The sequence below is a fragment of the Brevundimonas subvibrioides ATCC 15264 genome, assembly GCF_000144605.1.
Classification (GTDB): Bacteria; Pseudomonadota; Alphaproteobacteria; order Caulobacterales; family Caulobacteraceae; genus Brevundimonas; species Brevundimonas subvibrioides.
In genome coordinates this window covers 684,917-705,259 of sequence record NC_014375.1, presented here as the reverse complement: position 1 = coordinate 705,259, position 20,343 = coordinate 684,917, and the positions used below count along the sequence as shown (strand labels likewise).

Here is a 20,343-nt window from a genome sequence, read left to right as displayed (position 1 = left end):
AAAAACACCGTCCGACCCGTCCGACCCGGTCGGATGGATCGGTCGAGGAAAGGCTTGTCTAGCACCTGCCTACGTCAATAACGGTCGCAGGCTCAGGGCTCTCGCTTGTGATGCGACCACTTCCACACGCGATACGCCACGATCGGCGCGAAGCCGCCGACCAGGGCACAGCCCAGTACGATCCAGAACCCGCCGCCCAGGCCGAACTCGCCCACCAGCCCGCCCACGATCGCCGCCGCCAGGGGACCGAGGAAGGGCAGCCAGTGGGGGGGCGCGACCCTAATGGGCGTCGACCTTGATGACGCCGCGACGGATCTGGTCCAGCTCGATGGAATCGAACAGGGCCTGGAAATTGCCGTTGCCGAAGCCCTCGTTGCCCTTGCGCTGGATGATCTCGAAGAAGATCGGGCCGAAGGTGTCCTGGGTGAAGATCTGCAGCAGCAGGCCGTCCTCGTCCGAACCGTCGATCAGGATGCGGTTCTTGCGCATCCGCTCCACGTCGTGCCCGTGGTTGGGCAAGCGCTTGTCGATCAGTTCGAAATAGGTCTCGATCGTATCCTGGAACTGGACGCCACGGTCGCGCATCGCCTCGACGGTGGCGAAGATGTCGTCGGTGGCCAGGGCGATGTGCTGAATGCCCTCGCCGTTGTAGCGCTTCAGAAACTCCTCGATCTGGGAGTTGTCGTCCTGGCTCTCGTTCAGGGGGATGCGGATGGCGCGGTCGGGCGCGATCATGGCCTGCGAGAACAGCCCCGTCGCCTTGCCCTTGATGTCGAAATACTTCTGCTCCTCGAAGGCGAAGACGTCGCCGTAGAAGCCGGACCAGGTCCGCATCTGCCCGCGCTTCACATTGTGGGTCAGGTGGTCCAGCAGGTGCAGGCCGACGTTGTTCTTGCGCTCGGCCTCCTCCCAGCCCTCGATCTCGTCCCAGCTGTCGTAGAGCGAGCCGGTCTCGCCATAGGCGTCGATGATGTAGAGCAGGCTGCCGCCGATGCCGCGCAGCACATAGGCCCCCTCGCCCAAGGCCCCGCCGTCGTGGGCGTCGGCCGGATGGGCCCCGCGCGCCACGGCGCTGTCGAAGGCGGCCTTCGCGTCGTTGACGCGGAAGGCCATGCCGTTGGCCGACGGGCCGTGGTCGCGGGCGAACTCGCCGGCGTGACCCTCGGGCTTCGTGTGGACGAGGAAGGTGATGTCGCCCTGCTTCATGCGGACGACGCCGTTCTTCGGGTTCACATGGGTCTGGACGAAGCCCATGACCTCGATCTGGCGGATCATCGCCTGGGGGTCGGGGCCGGTGAACTCCACGAACTCGAAACCGTCGACGCCCAGCGGATTCTCGTAGGCGGGGATGGTCGCGTCGGGCGTGGAAGCGTGCGCGGTCAGGTCGTCCATGGTGCGTCTCCTGAAGGTCGGGGTGACCGGTCTCGCCGGTCGATTGGCGCGGAACCTAGTGTCGCGGACGCCACAAGCCAAGCGGCGGTCGCGCAGGCGTGAAGCGGCGCTCGCATCGCGGCCGGGATTTGGCTAGGGGCTGACGGCATGAGCGATACGATCAACCGGCACACGGACGACCACCGCCAGGGCTTCATCGGCCTGGTGGCCGGTCTGGCCGAGGTCTCGGGCCCGGACGGCCTGACGCTGCGTGAAATCCGCGACCGGCTGGACGAACGGGCGTTCGGCCTGATGATCCTGATCCTGGCCATCCCCTGCCTGGTCCCGGCCCTGTACGGCGTGCCCCAGATCGTCGGCATTCCGATCCTGCTGCTCGCCGGCCAGATGCTGGTGGGGCGCGAAGAGCCGTGGCTGCCCGAGGCGCTGCTGAAGCGGACCGTGTCCAAGGCCATGCTGGACCGGATGGCCGATTTCGCCGTGAAGCGGATGGGCTGGTTCGAGCGGCTGTCGCGGCCCCGGCTGACGATCTTCACGCGGGGCATCGCCGAACAGGCGGCGGCCGCCTTCATGATCCTGGCCACCGTCACCATCGTCCTGCCCATGACCAACACCGTCCCCTCGGTGGCGCTGAGCCTGCTGTCGGTCGGATTGATCCAGCGGGACGGCCTGTTCGTCGCCGCCGGGGCCGCTGTGGCGACCGGCTGGGCGACGGCCCTGACCATCGTGGCCGTGGGCTTCTTCGTCGGGGCGGGATGGGCCGTCGGGCTGATGGCGCACTTCACCGGTTGAGCGGGATGGCGCGGCGCCACGGCCCCGGTTAAGAACGACGTCATGAGCGCCTATCGTGTCCTGACCCGCTGGTGGACCGCCTTCGCCCTGGCCATTTCCCTGGCCATGCTGGCGGCCGCGCATGCGTTCGAGCGGTTCGCGGGCCTCAGCCCCTGCAACCTGTGTCTCAAGCAGCGCGAAGTCTACTGGGGCGCGGTCGCCGTGGCCCTGATCGCCACGGCCTGGGCCATCATCAGCCAGGCCCGGCGCGGGACGCCGCGGATCGCCGCCTTCCTGCTGTTCGCCATCTTCGCGACCGGCGCGATCACCGCGGGCTTCCATGCCGGAGGCGAGCTGAAATGGTGGAGCCTGCCGGCGACCTGCGCGGGCGGCGGCGTGGCCGATCTGGAAAGCCTGACGTCGCTGGCGCTCGGCGTCGGGGACGCGCCGCGCATCGCCATGTGCGACGCGGTGACGTGGAGCTTCCTGGGCGTGTCCATGGCAGGGTGGAACGCGCTGATCTCCGCCGCATTGGCGGTGTTCAGCCTGCTCGCCGCCAAGAGACCCAAGGATGCCAGAGCCCCGAAACACTAGTCCGCGTCCCGTGCCCCTGCCCCGTCCGGGCCGTGGACAGACCCGTGCGCGGCTGGCCGAGATCCTGCGCGTCGATCACGCGGGCGAATACGGCGCGGTCAAGATCTACCAGGCCCAGGCGGCCGTGTTCCGGAATGCGCCCGGCAAGGCAGCGGTGACGGCCGACATGGAGGCGATGCAGGCCGGCGAGGCGGTGCACAAGGCGCGCTTCGACGCCCTGCTGACCGAACACCGCGTCGCCCCCACGGCCCTGCTGCCCCTGTGGTCGCTGGCCGCCTCGGGTCTCGGCACCGTCACGGCCCTGATGGGCGAGAAGGCGGCCCATGCCTGTACCGAGGCGGTCGAGAGCGTGATCGAGCAGCACTATGCCGACCAGATCGCCGAACTGGCCGAGCGGGAGCCCGAACTCGCCGCCGAGCTGACGCAGTTTCGCGAAGAGGAACTGGATCACCACGACCACGCCATCGAACACGGCAGCCGCGAGGCCCCCGCCTATCGCCTGTTGAGCGCCGTCATCAAGGCGGGCTGCAAGGTGGCGATCAAGGTCAGCGAGCGGGTGTAACCCAGGCGGTCGGAACGCGCTTGCCGCACGCAGAGGTCGTGATAGCGTGCCCCTGAAACCGGGGGACGGGCCATGACACCACAACAGTACGGTCCTCTGATCGGGATCGGCATCGCCCTGGTCATCATCCTCCTGCGCAACCAGAAGCCCCGCCCCCTGCGGATCCAGTACATGTGGGTGGCCCCCGTGCTCGTCGCGCTCGGCATCGGGTTCGGGCTGTGGGGCATGTCGCAGGCTCCCGGCGCGGGCCACGCCGCCTTCGGTCCGGGGGCCTGGGCGATCCTGGCGGGCGGCGTGATCCTGGGCGCGGCCGCCGGCTACCAGCGCGGCCGGATGACCACGATCGAGCGCACGCCCGAGGGAGGCCTGCAGGCCCAGGCCTCGCCCCTCGGCATCATCCTGATCGTGGCGCTGATCGCCAGCCGGTCGTTGCTCCGGCCGTGGCTGGAGACCCACGCGGGGGCGTGGCACCTGAACGCCCTGGCCGTCCAGGACGCCTTCCTGCTGTTCGCCGCCGCCATGGTGATCGTCCAGCGCGTCGAGATGGTCATCCGCGCCCGCCGCATCCTGGCCGGCAAGCCCGACGATCACGTCGAGGCCGCGCCGGCGGTCTGATCCCGCCCCCGTTTTCCACCGTCCGTGAGTTCAGATGATGCGTCACCGCACCCTCGCCGCCCTGCTGATCCTGGGCACCGCCGCGCCGGCCCTGGCCCAGGACGCCCAGGAGGACTGGGATCTCATCCGCCAGCCGGAGCAGAAGACGACCCTGGCCTATATCCCCACGACCACGGGCCTGGGCATCGGCTTCCGCTGCGTGGACGGGGTCTTCGGCGCCGTCATCGCGGGTCTGCCCGCGGCGGGGGGCAACGACCGGACCCGCATCCTGCGGATGAAGGTCGGCGACGATGAGCTGGCGGACTCGGTCTGGAACGTCACCACCGACCGGACGGTGGCCCTGGCGGACTATCCGGCCTCACTGGCCCGCGACATGCGCGACGGCGGACCGGTGACGATCGTCATTCCGCGCGGGTCGGAGGACGGGCGCAACATTCGTCACGAACTGCAGTTGCCGGGATCCAGTGCCGCGATCGACGAGACGCTGACGGCCTGCGGGCGGCCGCTGGTCGATCCACGCGACGCCCTCCTGCCCGAAATCGGCGAGGGCGGGCTGCCCGAGGGCGTCACCTGGGCGCGGCCCCCGCGCCCCCGCTATCCCCTCACCCAGTATCTCGAGGGCGTCGCGGTGGTGACCTGCGTGCTGCAACCCGACGGATCGCTGGATCAGTGCGCGGTGGAATCGGAGTTTCCGGTCGATGGCCGGTTTGGCCGGGCCGCCCTGCGAGGTGTCGATCGCGCCCGACTGACCAGTCCCGCCGAGGTGGAAGGCGCCTATCGGCCCCGCATCATCGGCTTCCGGACGATTTTCACGATGCAATAGGCGGCGGACGCGAAAGCGGTTGCGCGCGAACATTTTTCTATAGCAGATTGCATCCAGGGCATCGGGGGAGAGCCATCCATGAGTTCAACATCGCGACCGGTTCTTGGTCTTGCGGCGCTTGCCCTGGCGAGTGCTTTGGGGGGGCTCGCGCAGGCCCAGACGCCCGATACGGTGCCGCCGGCGGACGACTGGACGTTGGCCGATCGCGCAGGGATAACCGCCGCCTATGTGCGGTTCGACAGCGGCATCGATATCGTCGTGCGGTGCAAGGGCGAGAGCGACAGTATCGAGACCCTCATCATGGGGCTGCCCGCCGGCGAGGGGCGATCGCGACCGCTGCGCGTGTCGCTCGGTGACCAGCCGCTCCAGGAACGAACCTGGTATGTCGGAGACGAAGCCACGACGGCCATCAGCGGCTCGCCGGCCCGTTTCGCGCGCACACTGCGCAATGGCGGTGTGGTCAACATGGTCGTGCCGGGCGGCGCGCAGAACGGACGCAACCTTCGCTACATCCTGAATCTCCCGGCGTCCTCGTCGGCGGTCGATCAGGTTCTGACGGCCTGCGGCAAGCCGCTCGTCGATCCAAGAGACCTGCAGATCGAGGAGGTTCCCGAGGGCGGCCTGCCGACCGGCATCGCCTGGGCCCGCCCTCCTCTGGCGATCTATCCGGAAGGCTTCCGGACCTACGCCTGGGGGTTCGCAACCATCACCTGCCTGTCCCAGCGCGACGGAAGCCTCGATAGCTGCGAGACCGAGGCCCAGTATCCGCTCGACGGCGGATTCGGCGCGGCCGCGCTTCGCGCGATGCGCCTCGCCAAGGTGCAGGTGCCCGATCAGCCTGACCAGCCCGTGCCGCGGCGTCTGGTGTCCTTCACCCTGCGATTCGTCGTGCCGGACGTCGGTTCCACCCTGCGGCCCGAGACGGGATCCCGGATCAGGCCGGCCGGCTGATCACCTGGGCCGAGAACCGCTCCATCTCTTCCTCCTGGGGCGACATCTGCAGCAGGACCAGGTCCAGACCGGCGGCTTCGAACTCCTCGATCCGTTCACGGACGGTTTCGGGCGTGCCGACGAAGCCGGGACGCAGGCCGCGGTTGGAGACGCTGTATTCGCGGATCTTCAGCTCGCGCTCCAGCTCGGTCCCCGACAGCCATTGGTCGAAATTGGCGAAGCCGGCGGGGGGTGAGCCCTCGGCCAGTCCGGGGATGGTCGTGATCCGCTCCAGCTCCCGGTCGGCCTCTGCTTGCGTGTCGCGCACGATCGCATAGCCGGCCATGCCGTATTGCATCGGCGGCAGGCCGAAGGCCTCGCGCCGGGCCTTCATGTCGGCGACCTTGGCGGCGATATGCTCCGGCTCGTCGCCATGCATGACATAGGCGTCGCAGTGTCTCGCGATCAGGGTCTTGGCGGCCTCGGACTCGCCGCCGGCGTAGATGACCGGGCGCGGGCGCTCGGGCGTGGAGGTCGGCTTGGGCTCCACGATGGCGTCCTTCAGGGTGTAGTAGCGGCCCTCGAAATCGACGCGTTTCTCGGTCCACAGCCGGTCCAGCACCTGCAGCCATTCGGTCGTCCGCGCATAGCGGTCGTCGTGCTGGTCGAACTGCAGGCCGTAGCTTTCGGCCTCCTTGGCCCACCAGGACGAGACGACGTTCAGCGCCAGCCGTCCGTTCGAGATCCGGTCGATGTTGGCCGCCTTCTTGGCGAACAGGGCGGGCTGGTGAAAGTTCGGGCGGACCGCCACCATCAGCTCGATCGTCTCGGTCACCGCCGCCAGGGCCGCCGCCGTCGACCAGGCGTCGAGGGCCGGGGCCTCGATCCCCTTGATGTCGTTCAGGTTCAGCTCGGCGATTAGGGTCAGGTCATAGCCCAGGGCCTCCGACCGCTTCACCAGCCGGGAGGCGTTGTCCCACGAGGCCTCGCGCTCGTCGGCGACGTTGCGCAGCCAGCCGCCGAAGACGGGGGCCCAGTATCCGTACCTCATGCGCGCTTCGCCTTTTCTTCCGCCACGATGCCCTTGAGCCAGTCGACCAGATCGTCGTGCGGGTCGAAGCCCAGCACCTCGACCGGCCTGGCCACGAAGTTCGACAGCCCGTTGATGTCATAGAACAGCGCGCTGCCGTCCCGGTCGTCGATCAGATATTCGACCCCGCCCACCTCGAGCCCGCCCGCCACGGCCAGTTTCTCGACCGCTTCGATCAGCTCGGGCGGCGGGGTGGTCCTGGTCATGGTCAGGGTCGGCGCGCCCGGCCGCACCAGACAGGCGTCGGCGGGGCACAGGTCGAAGGCGTCGCCCGGGCTCTCGATGTCGATGGCGTAGAGGTATTTGCCGTTCAGCGTCTCGACCCGGGTGATCTTGCCGTCCCGGCGCGGGGCATATTCCTGGACCAGGGAGATGCCGTTGACGCCGACCGGGCACCACGTCTCGCCGGCGGCCTCGGCGAGGGCCTCGGGCGTCTCGTAGCGGGTGATGCCGGCCCCGGCCCCGCCGATGTCGGCCTTGACCAGCACCGGATAGCGCAGGCCCTCGGCTGCTGCGGGAATGTCCGCCTGGCGGTGGGCGACCCGGGTCGCCGGCCCCTTCAGACCCAGCCGCGCGATCAGCGACATCTGCCGCGCCTTGGAGGTGTCGATGTTCAGGGCCGAGGCGTTGACCACCCGGGTCCCCTGCCCCTGCCAGTGCTCGAACAGGCTCTGGGCGTAGAAGATCGGGTGTTCGGGGTCGCGCAGGAAGGACGACATGGCCACCCGGCTGAACACCACGGTCGCGGGCGCGGGGGTGGCGGCCGGATCGAAGGTGCTGCCCGCCAGCGGCACCTTCACATAGCTGACGCCGTGCCGGTCCAGGGCCGCGAACAGCGGCTCGAACCAGTCGGGATGCTCATAGACGATCGCCAGGTCGGGCAGGGGTTCGGTCATGCAGGCGCACATGCGTTACACCACGCTGGAACGCAAGCCCTCGGGCCGGAATCGTGGCGCGCCGGGGACAACGGGACGCGGGGGAGCCGGGCGCACGCGGGCCGGACGATCCGCGACGAGGCCGTCATCGCAAGCTTGAGCTTTCCAGGCCTGGCCGTTATCGCCAGATCGGCAGCGGGGGGCCGACGCCGTCCTCTCTTGCTGCGCCCAAACACCTGGACGGCAAGTCATGCCAAAGCGCACCGATGCGGCCCGTGCGGCCTGGCTCAACGAGCGGCTGGCGCTGAGCTTCATCCGAACCTCGCGCACCTGGATCGACGATGATCTCCTTTCGGCTCTCCTCGTGGCGGGGGTGCTGAGCTCGAACGTCGAACCGGCCGGCGCGACCACATCCGACGTCACGGAATCCGGCGCGCTTTCCGACGATCTGCGACGTCCGGTGAACGCCATGAGCGTGGCCCAGTCCCTCGGAATGGCGGACGAGACGGCGCGGAGCAAACTCGCCGCTCTGGTCCGGAAGGGCACGCTGCAGAAGCAGGGCGACGGTCTGATCCTGAGCGCGGCGACCGTATCGTCGCCCCCGCTGGGACAGGCGATGGGAGCCTTCGGCGCGGCGGTCGCCCAGTTCGTCGCCGGCCTTTCGAATGCGCGCGTCTATGAAATGGAGACCCGGGAGCTCGCGCCGCTCAATCCCGTTCTGGGCGGTCTCGCCGTCAGACTCTGCACGGCCCACATCCTGCGCTGGATCGAGCACGCCCGAAGCCTGAACCCGTCCATCGGACTTCCCGGTCTCTATGTCCTGCTGTCGCTCGGCCATGCCGTCGGCGGCAGCCTTCGGCTCCCGGCGACCCATTCACGCGTCGCCGATGGATTGTCGCCCACGCCCGGGATGGAAGCCGTGACGATCGCCAGCGTGGCCCGCGTCACGGGGCTGCCGCATGAGACCCTGCGACGCCACGCGCTGAAACTTCAGGCTCTGGGCCTCGTCACGCGCGAGGGACATCGCTGCGACCTCGCCCTGGAGAACCCCGCGGTGACGAAGGACTGGGCGGCGTTGAGGGACCAGACCGGTGCCCGCTGCGAACACCTGGTGACCAAACTCGGCCTGGCCGGCATCGTCGTCGAACGCGACAGGGCTACCTGAAGGCTGGTCAGATCCGTCGATCGTCCGGGGTCAGCCGAAGATCAGGACAGACAGCATGGCCGTGGCCGACGCCGCGATCAGGGTTGCGGTCCAGATCGTCATCGCCCGGCGATGGCGGTGCAGAAAGAAGGCCAGCCCGCCGCGAGCCGACACCTCGTGGTGGGGGCGGCCGCTCACAGGCGCAGATCCTGGGTGGCGAACCATCGCATGAACGCCCGGAAGATCGGCCCCCCGGGGGGCGCTTTTCGGGAGTCGGGGTCCATCTCCATCACGATGCCCTCCCTGACCCTGCCGACGGTCCTGGGGCTTTGCCCGCCCGAACGATTCCCGGGGCCCACGCTCAGCGCCCCACGCCGGCGATGGGGGCACGATCGGCAAGCCGGACCTTGCAGGCCTCGGTCAGGGCCCAGCGGTAGGTGCCGGGGCCGAAGGGCGTGTGAAGGAGTGGCGCGGGACGCCGTCGCGTCGCGGCCGACATGTAGGTCTGGAAGGCATTGAAGACCGCGTCGCGCTCGGCCGCTGTCGCCCGCACGTCGCGCCCGGCGCGCCGACGGGCGATCCAGTGGGCGACATCCTCCCGGTGGGCTGCGCCCCCCAGACTCCGCAGGGCATCGACGATGTCGGCCACGGCCGGATCGATACGCCGCGTCTCGGCCTTGAAGGCCGCATAGCTGATCACGTTGTTCACGTTCGATGCCCCCACCGCTCACGGGGAGAATGATACCGGTGGCAGGTCGGCCCAAAAAGATCGTGAGGCCCCGAAATGGGGATTTGGGTGAGGCCGGGCGGCGGCCGGGAAGCCCCCCCCCTGACCGTCAGATCCGGGTCCCGCGCGCAGCGCGGCCCCGGCCGGAACGAAGCCACGGTTGAAACCGGGACCGGGCGCTTGTAGACCACGCGCTCTCTGCGCCTGCGCAGGCCCCTGTGGTGGAATTGGTAGACGCGCCGGACTCAAAATCCGGTTCCGAGAGGAGTGTCGGTTCGAGTCCGACCGGGGGCACCACCGATTTGCGGGCGGCGACGCGGGTCGTGGAACGCAGTCCTTTCCGAAACATTGATGAGCCAGTGAAAAGGTTCGTCCCATGATCGCTCTCGTCATCGCCCTCGCCCTGTCCGCCAACCCCGGTGTCACCAGGACCGCCGACAGCCTCGCCGCGCCCCGCGTCCAGCCCGTCGTCATGATGGCCGATCCCGCGCCGGTCCTGGCGGGTGTGGCCGTGACGCTGGAGTGCACCGCCCATACCGACGGCAAGGTCGACGGTTGCTCGGTGCTGGGCGAGACGCATCCGGGCATGGGGTTCGGGGCCGCCGCCATCGCCCTGATGAACGGCAGCGAGGTCGAACCCGGCCCGCGCGACGTTCAGTTCGCCCGGACCATCCAGTTCACGCCCTGATCCACCACCGCTTCATCTCGCAGTTGCGAAAAGTGAGCGGCCAGAGGGTTGCGACACCGCCCCGGTGACCGCATCTGGTTCCGATGACCCAGCCTGACGCCGCACAGCCCGCCAAGGGGCCGGGTTTCCCCGAATTCGTCTGCATGATCGCCCTGATGATGGCGCTGAACGCGCTCGCGATCGATGCCATGCTGCCCGCCCTGCCGCAGATCGGCGATGCCCTCGGCGTCGCAAACGCCAACAGCCGGCAATGGGTGATCACCGCCTATCTTCTGGGCTTCGGCGCGCTGCAGATCGTCTACGGACCGCTCGCGGATCGATACGGCCGCAAGCCGGTCATCATGATCGGGGTCGGCGTCTATGTGGTGTTCAGCCTCGTCGCCATGCTGGCCCCCACCTTCGAGACCCTGATTCTGGCCCGCATCGGTCAGGGCATGGGGTCGGCCGCGACGCGGGTTCTGGCCGTGTCGATCGTGCGCGACCGCTATTCCGGCCGGACCATGGCGCGCGTCATGAGCCTCAGCTTCCTGGTGTTCCTCGGCGTGCCGATCATCGCCCCGTCCGTGGGTCAGGCGATCCTGCTGGTCGCGCCGTGGGAAGCGATCTTCGGCGTCCTGGCCTTCGCCGGGGTCGCGCTGATGATCTGGACGGGCCTGCGACTGCCCGAAACCCTGGCTCCCGCCGATCGTCAGCCGATCGAGGCGCGTCGCATCGCCGGGGCGTTCCGGGAGGCGCTGACCAACCGCATCTCCATCGGCTACACCCTGGCCATGACGGCGATCACCGGGGCCCTGTTCGGCTTCATCAACTCGTCCCAGCAGATCTTCTTCGACGTCTTCCACGCGCCCGGCCTGTTCACGACCGTCTTCGCCTGCATCGCCGGCGGCATCGCCGTGGCGTCGGTCGTCAACGCGAAGCTGGTCGAACGGCTGGGGTCGCGCCTGATCGGCCACACGGCGCTGCTGGGCTTCATCGGCTTCGGGGCCCTGCACATGGCCGTGACGCTGAGCGGGCACGAGACCATCTGGACCTTCGGCATCCTGCAGGCCTGCACCATGTTCTGCTTCGGCCTGCTGGCGGGGAATTTCGGGTCGATGGCGATGGAGCCTATGGGTCACATCGCGGGCACGGCCTCCTCGGCCCAGGGGTTCATCTCGACCATCATCGGCTCCCTGACCGGCTTCCTGATCGGACAGCAGTTCGACGGCAGCGTCGTGCCCATGACAGTGGGTATCACCGCGTGCGGCGTCGCCGCCCTGCTGTGCGTGCTCTATGCCGAGCGGGGCCGGCTGTTCGTCGGGCGCAATCCTCTGCCGGTGCCGGCGGCCTCTTGATCTTTGCGGGCTTTGGGGGCTCCTTCGCCACCCCACGTCCCGGAGTTCGCCTGATGTCCCGCGCCCGCCTGATCGGCATGGTTTCCATGATCGCCGTCGCCACCGCCCTGTCCGCCTGCGCCGGAAACGATCCGAAGTCCGACATGCCGCCCCTGCCCGCCACCGCGACCGCCCCCGTGACCTACGAGCGGGACATCCATTCCTATGCCCAGCCCCAGATCGCGCGGGTCCGGCACGTGGCCCTGGACCTGACCACCGACTTCGAGACGAAGACCCTCGCCGGGACCGCGACCCTGGACGTCACCGGCCAGGCCGGGGCGACCCAGGTCATCCTGGACACCCGCAACCTGGAAATTCGCTCGGTCGCCGACGACCGGGGCAATCCGCTGCAATTCACGATCGGGGCCGAGGACCCCATTCTGGGCCAGGCCCTGACCGTCACCCTGCCCGCCCTCGAGGAGGGCAAGGTCCAGAAGATCGTCATCGGCTATGCCACCCGGCCCGACGCCGCGGCCCTGCAGTGGCTGACCCCCGCCCAGACGGCGGGCGGCCAGCAGCCGTTCCTGTTCAGCCAGGGCCAGGCCATCCTGACCCGCACCTGGGTCCCGACCCAGGACAGCCCCGGCATCCGCCAGACCTACTCCGCCCGCATCACCGTGCCCGAGGCCCTGAAGGCCGTCATGTCGGCCGAGATGCTGACCCCCGAAGGCGAGAAGGCCGGCGACGGCGCGCCGGAGGGCTCGCACACCTATCGCTTCCGCATGACCAATCCGGTCCCGCCCTATCTGATCGCGCTGGCGGTCGGCGATCTGGCCTTCGCCAGCGAGGGCGACCGCGTCGGCGTGTGGACCGAGCCCGGCCGACTGGACGCCGCCAAGGCCGAGTTCGCCGAGATGGGCCAGTTCGTCGATGCAGCCGAGGCCCTGTACGGCCCCTATCGCTGGGGTCGCTACGACCTGCTGATCCTGCCGCCGTCCTTCCCGTTCGGCGGGATGGAGAACCCGCGCCTGACCTTCGCCACGCCCACGGTGGTCGCGGGTGACAAGTCGCTGGTCAGCCTCGTGGCGCACGAGCTGGCGCACTCCTGGTCCGGCAATCTGGTGACCAACGCGACCTGGGCCGACATCTGGCTGAACGAGGGCACCACCACCTATTTCGAGAACCGCATCATGGAGGCGGTTTATGGCCGCGACCGCGCCCTGATGCTTCAGGTCCTGGGCTGGGCCGACCTGCAGTCCGCCCTGGCCGAGATGCCCGCCGCCGACACGCGCCTGCACACCGACCTGACCGGACGCGATCCGGACGCGGGCCTGAACGACATTCCCTACGAGAAGGGAGCCGCCTTCCTGCGCACCATCGAGCGGATCGTCGGGCGCGAGACCTTCGACGCCTGGCTGAAGGGCTATTTCGAACGCCACGCCTTCCAGCCGATGACGGCGGTCGGCTTCCTGGCCGACATCCGCGCCAATCTGGTCAAGGGCGATGCGGCGCTGGAACAGCAGCTGCAGCTGGACGCCTGGGTCTATCAGCCCGGCCTGCCGTCGAATGCGGTCGCGCCGGTGTCGGCCGCGCTCACGGCCGTCGACGGGGCGGCCCAGGCCTTCTTCGCCGACAAGGGTCCCGCCTCGGCCATCCCCTGGGCGCGCTGGTCGACGCAGGAGCGGCAGCATTTCCTGAACTGGCGCCCCGAGGGTCCGGCGGCCGGCCGCGACTGGCTGACGCCGGCCCAGCTGGCCGATCTGGAGACGACCCTGAACCTGCGCGCCGAGGGCAATGCCGAGGTCCTGTTCAGCTGGCTGCAGATCGCGGTCGCGCATCGCTACCAGCCCGCCGTGCCGACGCTGGAGCGGTTCCTGACCTCGCAGGGACGCCGCAAATTCGTCCTGCCGCTGTTCACCGCCCTGTGGGCCGAAGGCGACTGGGGCCGCCCCATCGCCACCCGCATCTATGCCGAGGCCCGGCCGGGCTATCACCCCGTCACCACCGGATCGGTGGACGACGTAGTGGGCGTTCCCGCGGCGTAGTTCGTCTCCTCCCTGTCGCGCAGCGATGGGGAGGTGGCAGCGAGCCCTTCGCGAGCTGACGGAGGGGGCGACACTGTCTTGCCCGTCGCCCCTCATCTGACACGTCCCCTCGCCCCCTCCGTCACGGCCCTGAAGAAGGGCCGCGCCACCTCCCCATTCGCCAAGCGGCGAACAGGGAGGAGACGGCTACAGGTTCACCACCTCGAACCCGTCCTCGGCCGCCAGCTGCTCGGCCAGGACGGCGCGGTGGCAGCCGGCGTGGTCGGCCTCGAAGCACAGCAGGGCCACGCGCCTGTCGGCGGCCAGCGCCCTCAGCTCGGCCAGCTGGAGCTGCGACGCGGGCTCGGCCAGATGATCGGCGAAGATCGCCCGCATCTCGCGGATGTATCCCTTCTTCGCAGCTTCCCGTCCGGCCTTGGGCGTGCCGAGCGCCCGCAGGTGCCGGTATTCGATCCCCTCGGCGTTCAGGCTCTGGCCCAGCAGGGTCTTGGAGAAGCCCGCCCGGCGTGACGCCGCCACGGCGCGCACGTCGACCAGGGTCTCGACACCCGCCGCCTTCAGCCGCCCGATGACATCGCCTTGCGTCGCCGCTTCATATCCGATCGTGAACAGTTTCATCGCCGCCATATGGGGAGCGATTGGCCCGCGACCAGCGGAGCCTTGACGCGCCGGGCCGGGCGCGGTCGAACACGGGGTCCGATCTCCGCCAGCCCCGGTGTTCCCATGCTTCGCGTCTTCCTGACCACGGCCGCCTTCGCCGCCCTCGCCCTGCCGGCCAACGCCCAGGATCTGGTCATCCGGGGCGGCACGATCCACACCGGGGTCGAGGCCGCGCCCACGGCCGAGGTCGTCATCGCGCGGGGCGGCCGCATCGCCTATGCCGGATCGGCGGCCGACGCGCCCCCGGCCGAGGGCCTGCCGGTCATCGACCTGAAGGGCGCGACCCTGTTCCCCGGCTTCACCGACGGTCATGCCCATCTGGACGGCATCGGCTGGCGCGAGCTGACCCTGAACCTCGAGGGCTCCACCTCGGTCGTGGACGCCATGGCCCGGCTGACGGCCTGGGCGGAGACCCACCCCGAGGGCGTCATCGTCGGGCGCGGCTGGATCGAGACCCGCTGGCCCGAGAGCGCCAACGGCGCGCGCTTCCTGACCGCCGCCGATCTCGACGCCGCCGCCCCGGGCCGGATCGTCCTGCTGCAGCGCGCGGACGGTCACGCCTCGGTGGCCTCCACCCCCTCGCTGGAGCGGCTGGGCATCACGGCCCAAACCGAGGCACCGTTCGGGGGCGAGATCCTGAAAGGTCCGGACGGCCGGCCGACCGGCCTGTTCGTCGACGCCGCCGAGCAGCTGCTGGCCCCGCTGATGCCCCAGGCCGATCCGGAGCAGACGCGGGAGGCCTACCGCGCCGGGTTCCGCGTCGAGGCCGCCTACGGCTGGACCGGGGTGCATTTCATGAGCGCGCCCTGGCGGGACATTCCCCTGCTGGAAGCCATGGCCGAGGCGGGCGAGGCCCCCTTGCGGATCTACAACAGCGTCACGCCCGACGGGGCGCAGGCCCTGTTCGCCTCGGGCCCGCGCCAGACGGCGGACGGCCGGATCATCACCCGCGCGGTCAAATACTATGCCGACGGGGCGCTGGGATCGCGCGGGGCCGCGCTGTTCGCCCCCTATTCCGACGCGCCGGAGACCACCGGCCTCATGCAGATCACGTCCGACCAGATCGTGCCCCTGTACGAACAGGCCCTGCGCTCCGGCATCCAGATCGCCACCCACGCCATCGGCGACCGCGGCAACGCCTCGGTGGCCGAGTGGTACGCGGCGGCGCTGAACGCGGTGCCTGCGGCAGAGCGACCGGACGGGGCCGACGTGCGGCTGCGGATCGAGCACGCCCAGATCCTGCGGCCCAGCGACTATCACTGGTTCAAGGACCTGCCGATCATCGCCTCGATGCAGCCCAGCCATGCCATCGGCGACTTCCATTTCGCCCCGGCGAGGCTGGGCGACGCCCGGCTGGACGGGGCCTATGCCTGGCACAGCCTGGTGGACCTCGGCGTCATCGTGGTCGGCGGGTCGGACGCCCCGGTCGAGCGCGGCGATCCCCTGATCGAATTCTATGCCGCCGTCGCGCGGCGCGATCTGGAGGGGGTCCAGCGTCCGGACTGGCGGCCGGACGAGGCGGTGGACCGCGCCACGGCGCTGAAGATGTTCACCCTGTGGCCCGCCTATGCCTCGTTCCGCGAGAACGAACTCGGGACGATCGAGGTCGGCAAGCGCGCGGACTTCACCGCCTTCGACATCGACCTGATGACCGTGCCGGAAGCCGACATTCCGAAGGGGCATGCCGTCCTGACCGTGGTCGACGGCCGGGTCGTCTATCAGGCCGACTGAAACGAGAAAGGGCCACCCCTCGGCTGAGGGGCGGCCCGATCCGTAGACGGATGACAGCCTAGAAGCGGGCCGTCAGGCTGACCGAGGCGCTGGAGCCCAGGTCATAGGTGTTGATGCGGATCTTGTTGCCGTCGAGCTCCTGATACTCGTCGAACTCGGTCCCCAGTAGGTTGCGCAGCTCCAGGGCGAAGCCCAGATCGCGGTCCGCCACCGTGAAGTCCTTGCGGTAGACGAAGTCGAGGAACACGCCGGGATCCTGGAGATAGTCAGGCTCGCGATTGCCGGCGGCGCCGGCACCACGGGCCGTGATCCGCTCGGACACATAGTTGACGATGATCGTGGCCTGCGACCGGGCCGTGTCGTCTTCCCAACCCAGCTGGAGGTTGGCGACGTGCTTGGACTGACCCTGGAGGCGGCTGCCGTCGGCGATGAAGAAATTGGCCGGCTGCGCCGTCGTATTGCCCGGGCTGACGACCGTATCACCGGCGTCCACACGCACTTCCGAGTCGGAGTAGGTGTAGTTGGACTGCACCAGCCAGCGCTTGTTGGCGATGAACGATGAGCCGCTGTCAGGCCATTCGAAGTATTTCTTGGCCTCGATCTCGGCCCCGTAGATCACGGCCTGGGGCGCGTTGATGAAGGACTGCTGGCGGGTCGTGTCGTTGGTGTTGACGATGGTCGACTCCACCGGCTTGTCGAGGTCCTTGTAGAACACGCCGAAGGTCACGAACTGCTGGCGGGCGAAATACCACTCGTAGCGCGCATCCAGGTTCAGGATCTCCGTATCCACCAGGAACGGGTTGCCGTTGAAGGTCCGGTCGCTCTCGGGATCCGTATAGGGCTGGGCGGCGAGCTCGCGGAACTGCGGGCGACCGATGGTCTGGGACGCGCCGACCCGCAGCTGCATGTCCTCGGCGAAGTTCCAGGTCGCCGTGAAGGCGGGCAGGAAATACTCTTCCTCGAGACGGGTGGCGAGGACGGGCGTCAGGTCGCCCGACAGGTTCCGCGTCGAGACCGATTGCTCGGCCTGCTCGTAACGGACGCCGACCGTGGTGGTGATGAGCGGAAGGATCTCGGCCTCGACCGAGACGTAGGCGGCGTTGACCTGCAACTCGCCGTCATAGGCGGCCGCGCCGTTCTGGCCGGTGATCTCCGTCAGGATCAGCCCGTTCGGGCCGATGTTGAAGTCGGAGGTGAAATAGTCGACGCGCGACTCCAGCTGGTCCTGGGTGAGGGCGGTGCCGTTCGTGAACTGCAGTTCGCGGCGCTCGGAGTTGCGGCTGTTGTCGAGGAAGGCCACGCCGCCGCTGAAGACCGCCTCGCGGAGATCGGACAGGGGGAGCGTGTAGCGGACATCGGCCCCGGCCGAATAGACGTCGTCGTCCAGCTCGCTGAACGCGATCAGGTTTCCGCCGCTGCCGGTGCGATGCGACAGGTTGCCGGCCGCGTTGAAGGCGTAGCCGAACTGGGTCTCGTACGGCGCATCGCGCGAGGTCGTCGCATAGGCCGCGCGCCAGTCGAATTCGAGGGCGCCGTCCAGGAAGTCATGCTCGCCGGCCAGCTGGGTGGAATACAGCTGGCGAACGAACCACTCGGTGAAGTCGTCACGCTGGATGGAGCCGCCGGCACCGAACACGGATCCGATGCGCGAGCGGGCCTCCTTGGTGGTGTTGCGAACGAAGAAGTTCGTCCACTTGAGTTCGTGATTCATGCCCGAGAGCGAAAGGCCGCCCAGCAGATTCAGCTGAACGTCGTTCTGGTTGGAGGCGAAGGTGAAGCTGTCGAGCGGCACCAGGGCGCCCCCGTCGAAGCCGCCGTTCTCCTGGAACCCCTCGCGAACCTGCCAGCTGTTGTCGTAGCCGGCGACGGCGATGACACCCAGGGTCCCCAGGGGGGTTTCGTTGGAGAAACCTCCGGACACCTCGAGGCCGACGTCGACCGGGTTTTCCTCCCGCTGCAGAAGCCGCAGGGGCGCATTGATCAGCGACCGGCCGAGCTGCTGGAGCTGGCGATCCGTATAGGCCGCGCTGCCGATCCGGTTGCCCGAGCGGAACGCCAGGTCGATCTCGCCCGGGAGATCCCGCGTCCCGTCATCGAAGCCCAGGAAATCGGTGCGCGAACCGTAGTAGGTCAGGGCCTTCTTACCGGTCGTTTCCGTGTTTCCGCCCACCCCGACCTGCATCGAGAAGAAGGGCTCATTTGGCGCATCGATGGTCTGGAGATCGATGACGCCGCCGCCGAATTCGCCGGGGAAATTGGCCGAATAGGTTTTCTGGACAGTGACGCTGTCCAGCACATTGGCGGGGAACAGGTCCAGGGGCACGACGCGCTGCAGCGGCTCGGGGCTGGGCAGGGGCGACCCGTTCAGCAGGGCCGAGGAGTAGCGCTCTCCCAGACCGCGAACATAGATGAACCGACCCTCGACCACCGACAGGCCGGTCACGCGCGTCAGGGCGGCGGCGGCGCTGGAGTCTCCGGTCCGCTGCAGGTCCTCGGCGGTGACGAAGGCCGCAACCTCGGAGCTCGCACGGTTCGGCTCGGGGATATAGCGGCCGAGGACGACGATCTCGTCCAGCGACGACTCCGGATCGGCGGCAGGCTGTTCGGCCTCCGGCGCGGCCAGTTCGGCCGGGGTCTGCTGGACGGGAGCGGTTTGAGCATAGGCCAGCCCCGGCGCGATCATCGCGCTGGTGGCCAGCAGGACCCCGGTGAGGGTCATGGAAAGCGTCTTCATGATCTGCGCGCCTTGGTAGGGTTCAACGGAAATGGCGAAAGCCGGCGGCAGCCCCCGAAGAGGCTGCCGCGCCTCCGTCGTCAGCAGGTCAGGCCGGCGGTGATGCCGCAGGTCCAGCCCAGGTACCAGGTGTCGGACGTGTTGCGCACGGCACCGATATAGGGGGTGGCCACGAAGAACGAGTAGACCGAGTTGGCGTTGACCGGCGTCACGGCGGTTTCGTTGGCGCCGTTGATGAAGGCCAGCGACTGGTTGGTGATCGTCGTGCCGGAGGCGGGTGCCGTCAGGGTCGAGGTTCCGGCGGCCGTGTTGTTCGTGCCGCTGGTGAAGGCGGCGCTGGTGCCGGCCACGGCGGCGGTCGCGTAGGGTGCCGAGCAGGCGAAGAAGACCGAGGTGAAGGTCGGCGTGCTGGTGATCGTGTCGGCGCTGTTGATGTCGAGGCAGGCCGCGACCGAGGTCGTGGGGTTGGTGAACACCGAGTTCAGAATGGTCGCGTCCGTGCCGGAGTCGAGGCGGATGAGCGAGTCCGCAGCCACCGCGGCGTTGCGGCCGACGATGGTGAAGTTCGACACCTTCGGCTGCGACAGATAGCGGGTGGCATAGGGCGTCGTGGTCGGCGCGGACGACCACTCGAAGCCGCGGCCGCCGCCCGTTTCCGTCGTCGGGCGCTGGGTGACGATGCCGAACTGGGCACCCCCGCGCCAGCCCGTGTCGGTGTCCAGGCCGTCGTCGTCGGCCCCGTTGATGACCAGGTAGGACAGGTTGGCGTTGCCGCCGAAGATCTCGATGCCGTCATCCGAGCTGTTGTAGACCTGGATGTGGCTGAGGGTCGTGCCGGACCCGGCACCGGCCAGGGTCAGACCCTGCAGCTCGTTGCCCGCGGAGACCTGGAAGCCGGAGTAGCGGATCTGGATGTAGCGCAGCCGGCCCGAGCTGTCGGTCGGGGTGTTGCCGCCGTAGAAGACCGACAGACCGCCCTCGACCGTGCCGGTGCAGGCGACGGGCGCGGTCAGCTGGCAGTTCGCCTGGGGCGCGCGGCCGGCCAGGATGATGCCGCCCCACTGCCCTTGCGACGTGGCGTTGGTCTGGCCTTCCACGTTCTGGCGGCTGGTGAAGATGATCGGGTTGGTCGAGGTGCCCTCGGCGAAGATCTGCGAGCCGCGGTTGACCACCAGGGCGTCGCCGCCGCCCGAGGCGAAGACGCGGACGCCGGGGTCGATCGTCAGGATGCCCTGGGCACCGCCGGTGCCGTCGATGCCGCGGTCGACGCCGACCTGGGTGGCACCGGCGATGGCGTAGATGGTGCCGGCGCGCACCGACAGGCTGAGGTTACCGGTGATGACCGCGGGCAGCTGGCAGGCGCGGAGCGTGCCGCCGGCGACGAGACCGATGTTGGACAGGCCGGTCGGGCAGTCGGCGGCCGGGGTGCCGGGGGTCGGGGTCGTGGGGGTCGTGGGGGTGGTCGGGGTCGTGCCGCCGCCGAAATCGCCCTCTCCGGGGGACGCGACTTCGGCGGAGCCGCAGGCGGCCAGCGCCATCACGGCCGCACCGGCCATCAGTACCTTGGTCAGACGAAGCATCGGGCAGTCCCTCGCGTTGAATGTGCGGGTCGCCACGCGTCCGAACGACATCGTCCCAGCAACCCCGACGGC

At 69.0% G+C, this 20,343-nt stretch carries 20 protein-coding genes and 1 tRNA gene; 12 read left to right on the top strand and 9 right to left on the bottom strand.

Annotation, left to right across the window (positions count from 1 at the left end):
• Positions 1-92 precede the first annotated feature (92 nt).
• Both BRESU_RS17720 and hppD read right to left on the bottom strand, forming a co-directional pair.
• Positions 93-227, bottom strand: a complete 135-nt coding sequence (locus BRESU_RS17720; RefSeq protein WP_013268123.1) for a hypothetical protein — start codon at positions 225-227, stop codon at positions 93-95.
• 52 nt (positions 228-279) lie between these two features.
• Positions 280-1,392, bottom strand: a complete 1,113-nt coding sequence (gene hppD / locus BRESU_RS03520; protein WP_013268122.1) for a 4-hydroxyphenylpyruvate dioxygenase — start codon at positions 1,390-1,392, stop codon at positions 280-282.
• A gap of 147 nt (positions 1,393-1,539) precedes the next feature.
• Here hppD and BRESU_RS03515 point away from each other — a divergent pair, with 147 nt between their 5' ends.
• The 6 genes from BRESU_RS03515 (at position 1,540) to BRESU_RS16760 (ending at position 5,705) form a co-directional block, all read left to right on the top strand.
• A complete protein-coding gene (locus tag BRESU_RS03515; protein ID WP_013268121.1) occupies positions 1,540-2,181 on the top strand; it encodes an exopolysaccharide biosynthesis protein in 642 nt (213 codons plus the stop codon).
• A 42-nt stretch (positions 2,182-2,223) separates the two neighbouring features.
• Positions 2,224-2,754: a disulfide bond formation protein B gene (locus BRESU_RS03510; protein ID WP_013268120.1), complete on the top strand. Its 531-nt coding sequence runs from the start codon at positions 2,224-2,226 to the stop codon at positions 2,752-2,754.
• Entirely contained in the window at positions 2,732-3,316 is a 585-nt protein-coding gene (locus BRESU_RS03505; RefSeq protein WP_013268119.1) for a demethoxyubiquinone hydroxylase family protein, read from the top strand. The genes BRESU_RS03510 and BRESU_RS03505 overlap by 23 nt, the downstream gene beginning before the upstream one ends.
• Before the next feature lie 72 nt (positions 3,317-3,388).
• Positions 3,389-3,931 carry a CcdC protein domain-containing protein gene (locus tag BRESU_RS03500; RefSeq protein ID WP_013268118.1) on the top strand — a complete coding sequence of 181 codons (543 nt, stop codon included), beginning with the start codon at positions 3,389-3,391 and terminating at the stop codon, positions 3,929-3,931.
• 34 nt (positions 3,932-3,965) lie between these two features.
• The gene (locus BRESU_RS03495; RefSeq protein WP_050762459.1) at positions 3,966-4,754 is read left to right on the top strand and encodes an energy transducer TonB; all 789 of its coding nucleotides are present in this window, start codon (positions 3,966-3,968) and stop codon (positions 4,752-4,754) included.
• Between the two features lie 135 nt (positions 4,755-4,889).
• Entirely contained in the window at positions 4,890-5,705 is an 816-nt protein-coding gene (locus BRESU_RS16760; protein WP_169308007.1) for a hypothetical protein, read from the top strand.
• Here BRESU_RS16760 and BRESU_RS03485 read toward each other — a convergent pair.
• Together BRESU_RS03485 and BRESU_RS03480 are read right to left on the bottom strand one after the other, a co-directional pair.
• Complete coding sequence (locus BRESU_RS03485) at positions 5,689-6,735, bottom strand: LLM class flavin-dependent oxidoreductase (RefSeq protein ID WP_013268115.1); 1,047 nt, start codon at positions 6,733-6,735, stop codon at positions 5,689-5,691. The genes BRESU_RS16760 and BRESU_RS03485 overlap by 17 nt on opposite strands.
• Positions 6,732-7,670, bottom strand: coding sequence for an ATP-grasp domain-containing protein (locus tag BRESU_RS03480; RefSeq protein ID WP_218915396.1), 939 nt, complete (start codon positions 7,668-7,670; stop codon positions 6,732-6,734). Before BRESU_RS03480 ends, BRESU_RS03485 begins: the two co-directional genes overlap by 4 nt.
• Before the next feature lie 229 nt (positions 7,671-7,899).
• Here BRESU_RS03480 and BRESU_RS03475 point away from each other — a divergent pair, with 229 nt between their 5' ends.
• Positions 7,900-8,814, top strand: a complete 915-nt coding sequence (locus BRESU_RS03475) for a hypothetical protein (RefSeq protein WP_013268113.1) — start codon at positions 7,900-7,902, stop codon at positions 8,812-8,814.
• 30 nt (positions 8,815-8,844) lie between these two features.
• Here BRESU_RS03475 and BRESU_RS17275 read toward each other — a convergent pair whose 3' ends face one another.
• On the bottom strand, positions 8,845-8,991 hold the full coding sequence (locus tag BRESU_RS17275; protein WP_013268112.1) for a hypothetical protein: 147 nt from the start codon (positions 8,989-8,991) through the stop codon (positions 8,845-8,847).
• A 163-nt stretch (positions 8,992-9,154) separates the two neighbouring features.
• On the bottom strand, positions 9,155-9,502 hold the full coding sequence (locus tag BRESU_RS03470) for a hypothetical protein (RefSeq protein WP_013268110.1): 348 nt from the start codon (positions 9,500-9,502) through the stop codon (positions 9,155-9,157).
• Positions 9,503-9,732: 230 nt separating this feature from the next.
• Between BRESU_RS03470 and BRESU_RS03465 the strand changes: the two genes are divergently transcribed.
• The 4 genes from BRESU_RS03465 (at position 9,733) to BRESU_RS03450 (ending at position 13,566) form a co-directional block, all read left to right on the top strand.
• Positions 9,733-9,817, top strand: a tRNA-Leu gene (locus BRESU_RS03465).
• Positions 9,818-9,896: 79 nt separating this feature from the next.
• Positions 9,897-10,208: an energy transducer TonB gene (locus BRESU_RS03460; RefSeq protein WP_013268109.1), complete on the top strand. Its 312-nt coding sequence runs from the start codon at positions 9,897-9,899 to the stop codon at positions 10,206-10,208.
• Between the two features lie 83 nt (positions 10,209-10,291).
• The gene (locus tag BRESU_RS03455; protein WP_013268108.1) at positions 10,292-11,542 is read left to right on the top strand and encodes a multidrug effflux MFS transporter; all 1,251 of its coding nucleotides are present in this window, start codon (positions 10,292-10,294) and stop codon (positions 11,540-11,542) included.
• A 53-nt stretch (positions 11,543-11,595) separates the two neighbouring features.
• Positions 11,596-13,566 carry a M1 family metallopeptidase gene (locus BRESU_RS03450; protein WP_013268107.1) on the top strand — a complete coding sequence of 657 codons (1,971 nt, stop codon included), beginning with the start codon at positions 11,596-11,598 and terminating at the stop codon, positions 13,564-13,566.
• Positions 13,567-13,752: 186 nt separating this feature from the next.
• On the opposite strand, the gene BRESU_RS03445 is transcribed toward BRESU_RS03450, so the two are convergent.
• Positions 13,753-14,184, bottom strand: coding sequence for a DUF488 domain-containing protein (locus BRESU_RS03445; RefSeq protein WP_013268106.1), 432 nt, complete (start codon positions 14,182-14,184; stop codon positions 13,753-13,755).
• 105 nt (positions 14,185-14,289) lie between these two features.
• Here BRESU_RS03445 and BRESU_RS03440 point away from each other — a divergent pair, with 105 nt between their 5' ends.
• Entirely contained in the window at positions 14,290-15,957 is a 1,668-nt protein-coding gene (locus BRESU_RS03440) for an amidohydrolase (RefSeq protein ID WP_013268105.1), read from the top strand.
• A 58-nt stretch (positions 15,958-16,015) separates the two neighbouring features.
• Here BRESU_RS03440 and BRESU_RS03435 read toward each other — a convergent pair whose 3' ends face one another.
• Both BRESU_RS03435 and BRESU_RS03430 read right to left on the bottom strand, forming a co-directional pair.
• A complete protein-coding gene (locus BRESU_RS03435) occupies positions 16,016-18,691 on the bottom strand; it encodes a TonB-dependent receptor domain-containing protein (protein WP_013268104.1) in 2,676 nt (891 codons plus the stop codon).
• Positions 18,692-18,771: 80 nt separating this feature from the next.
• Positions 18,772-20,271 (bottom strand): hypothetical protein, encoded by a 1,500-nt coding sequence (locus BRESU_RS03430; RefSeq protein ID WP_013268103.1) that lies wholly within the window; start codon positions 20,269-20,271, stop codon positions 18,772-18,774.
• Positions 20,272-20,343: the final 72 nt, after the last annotated feature.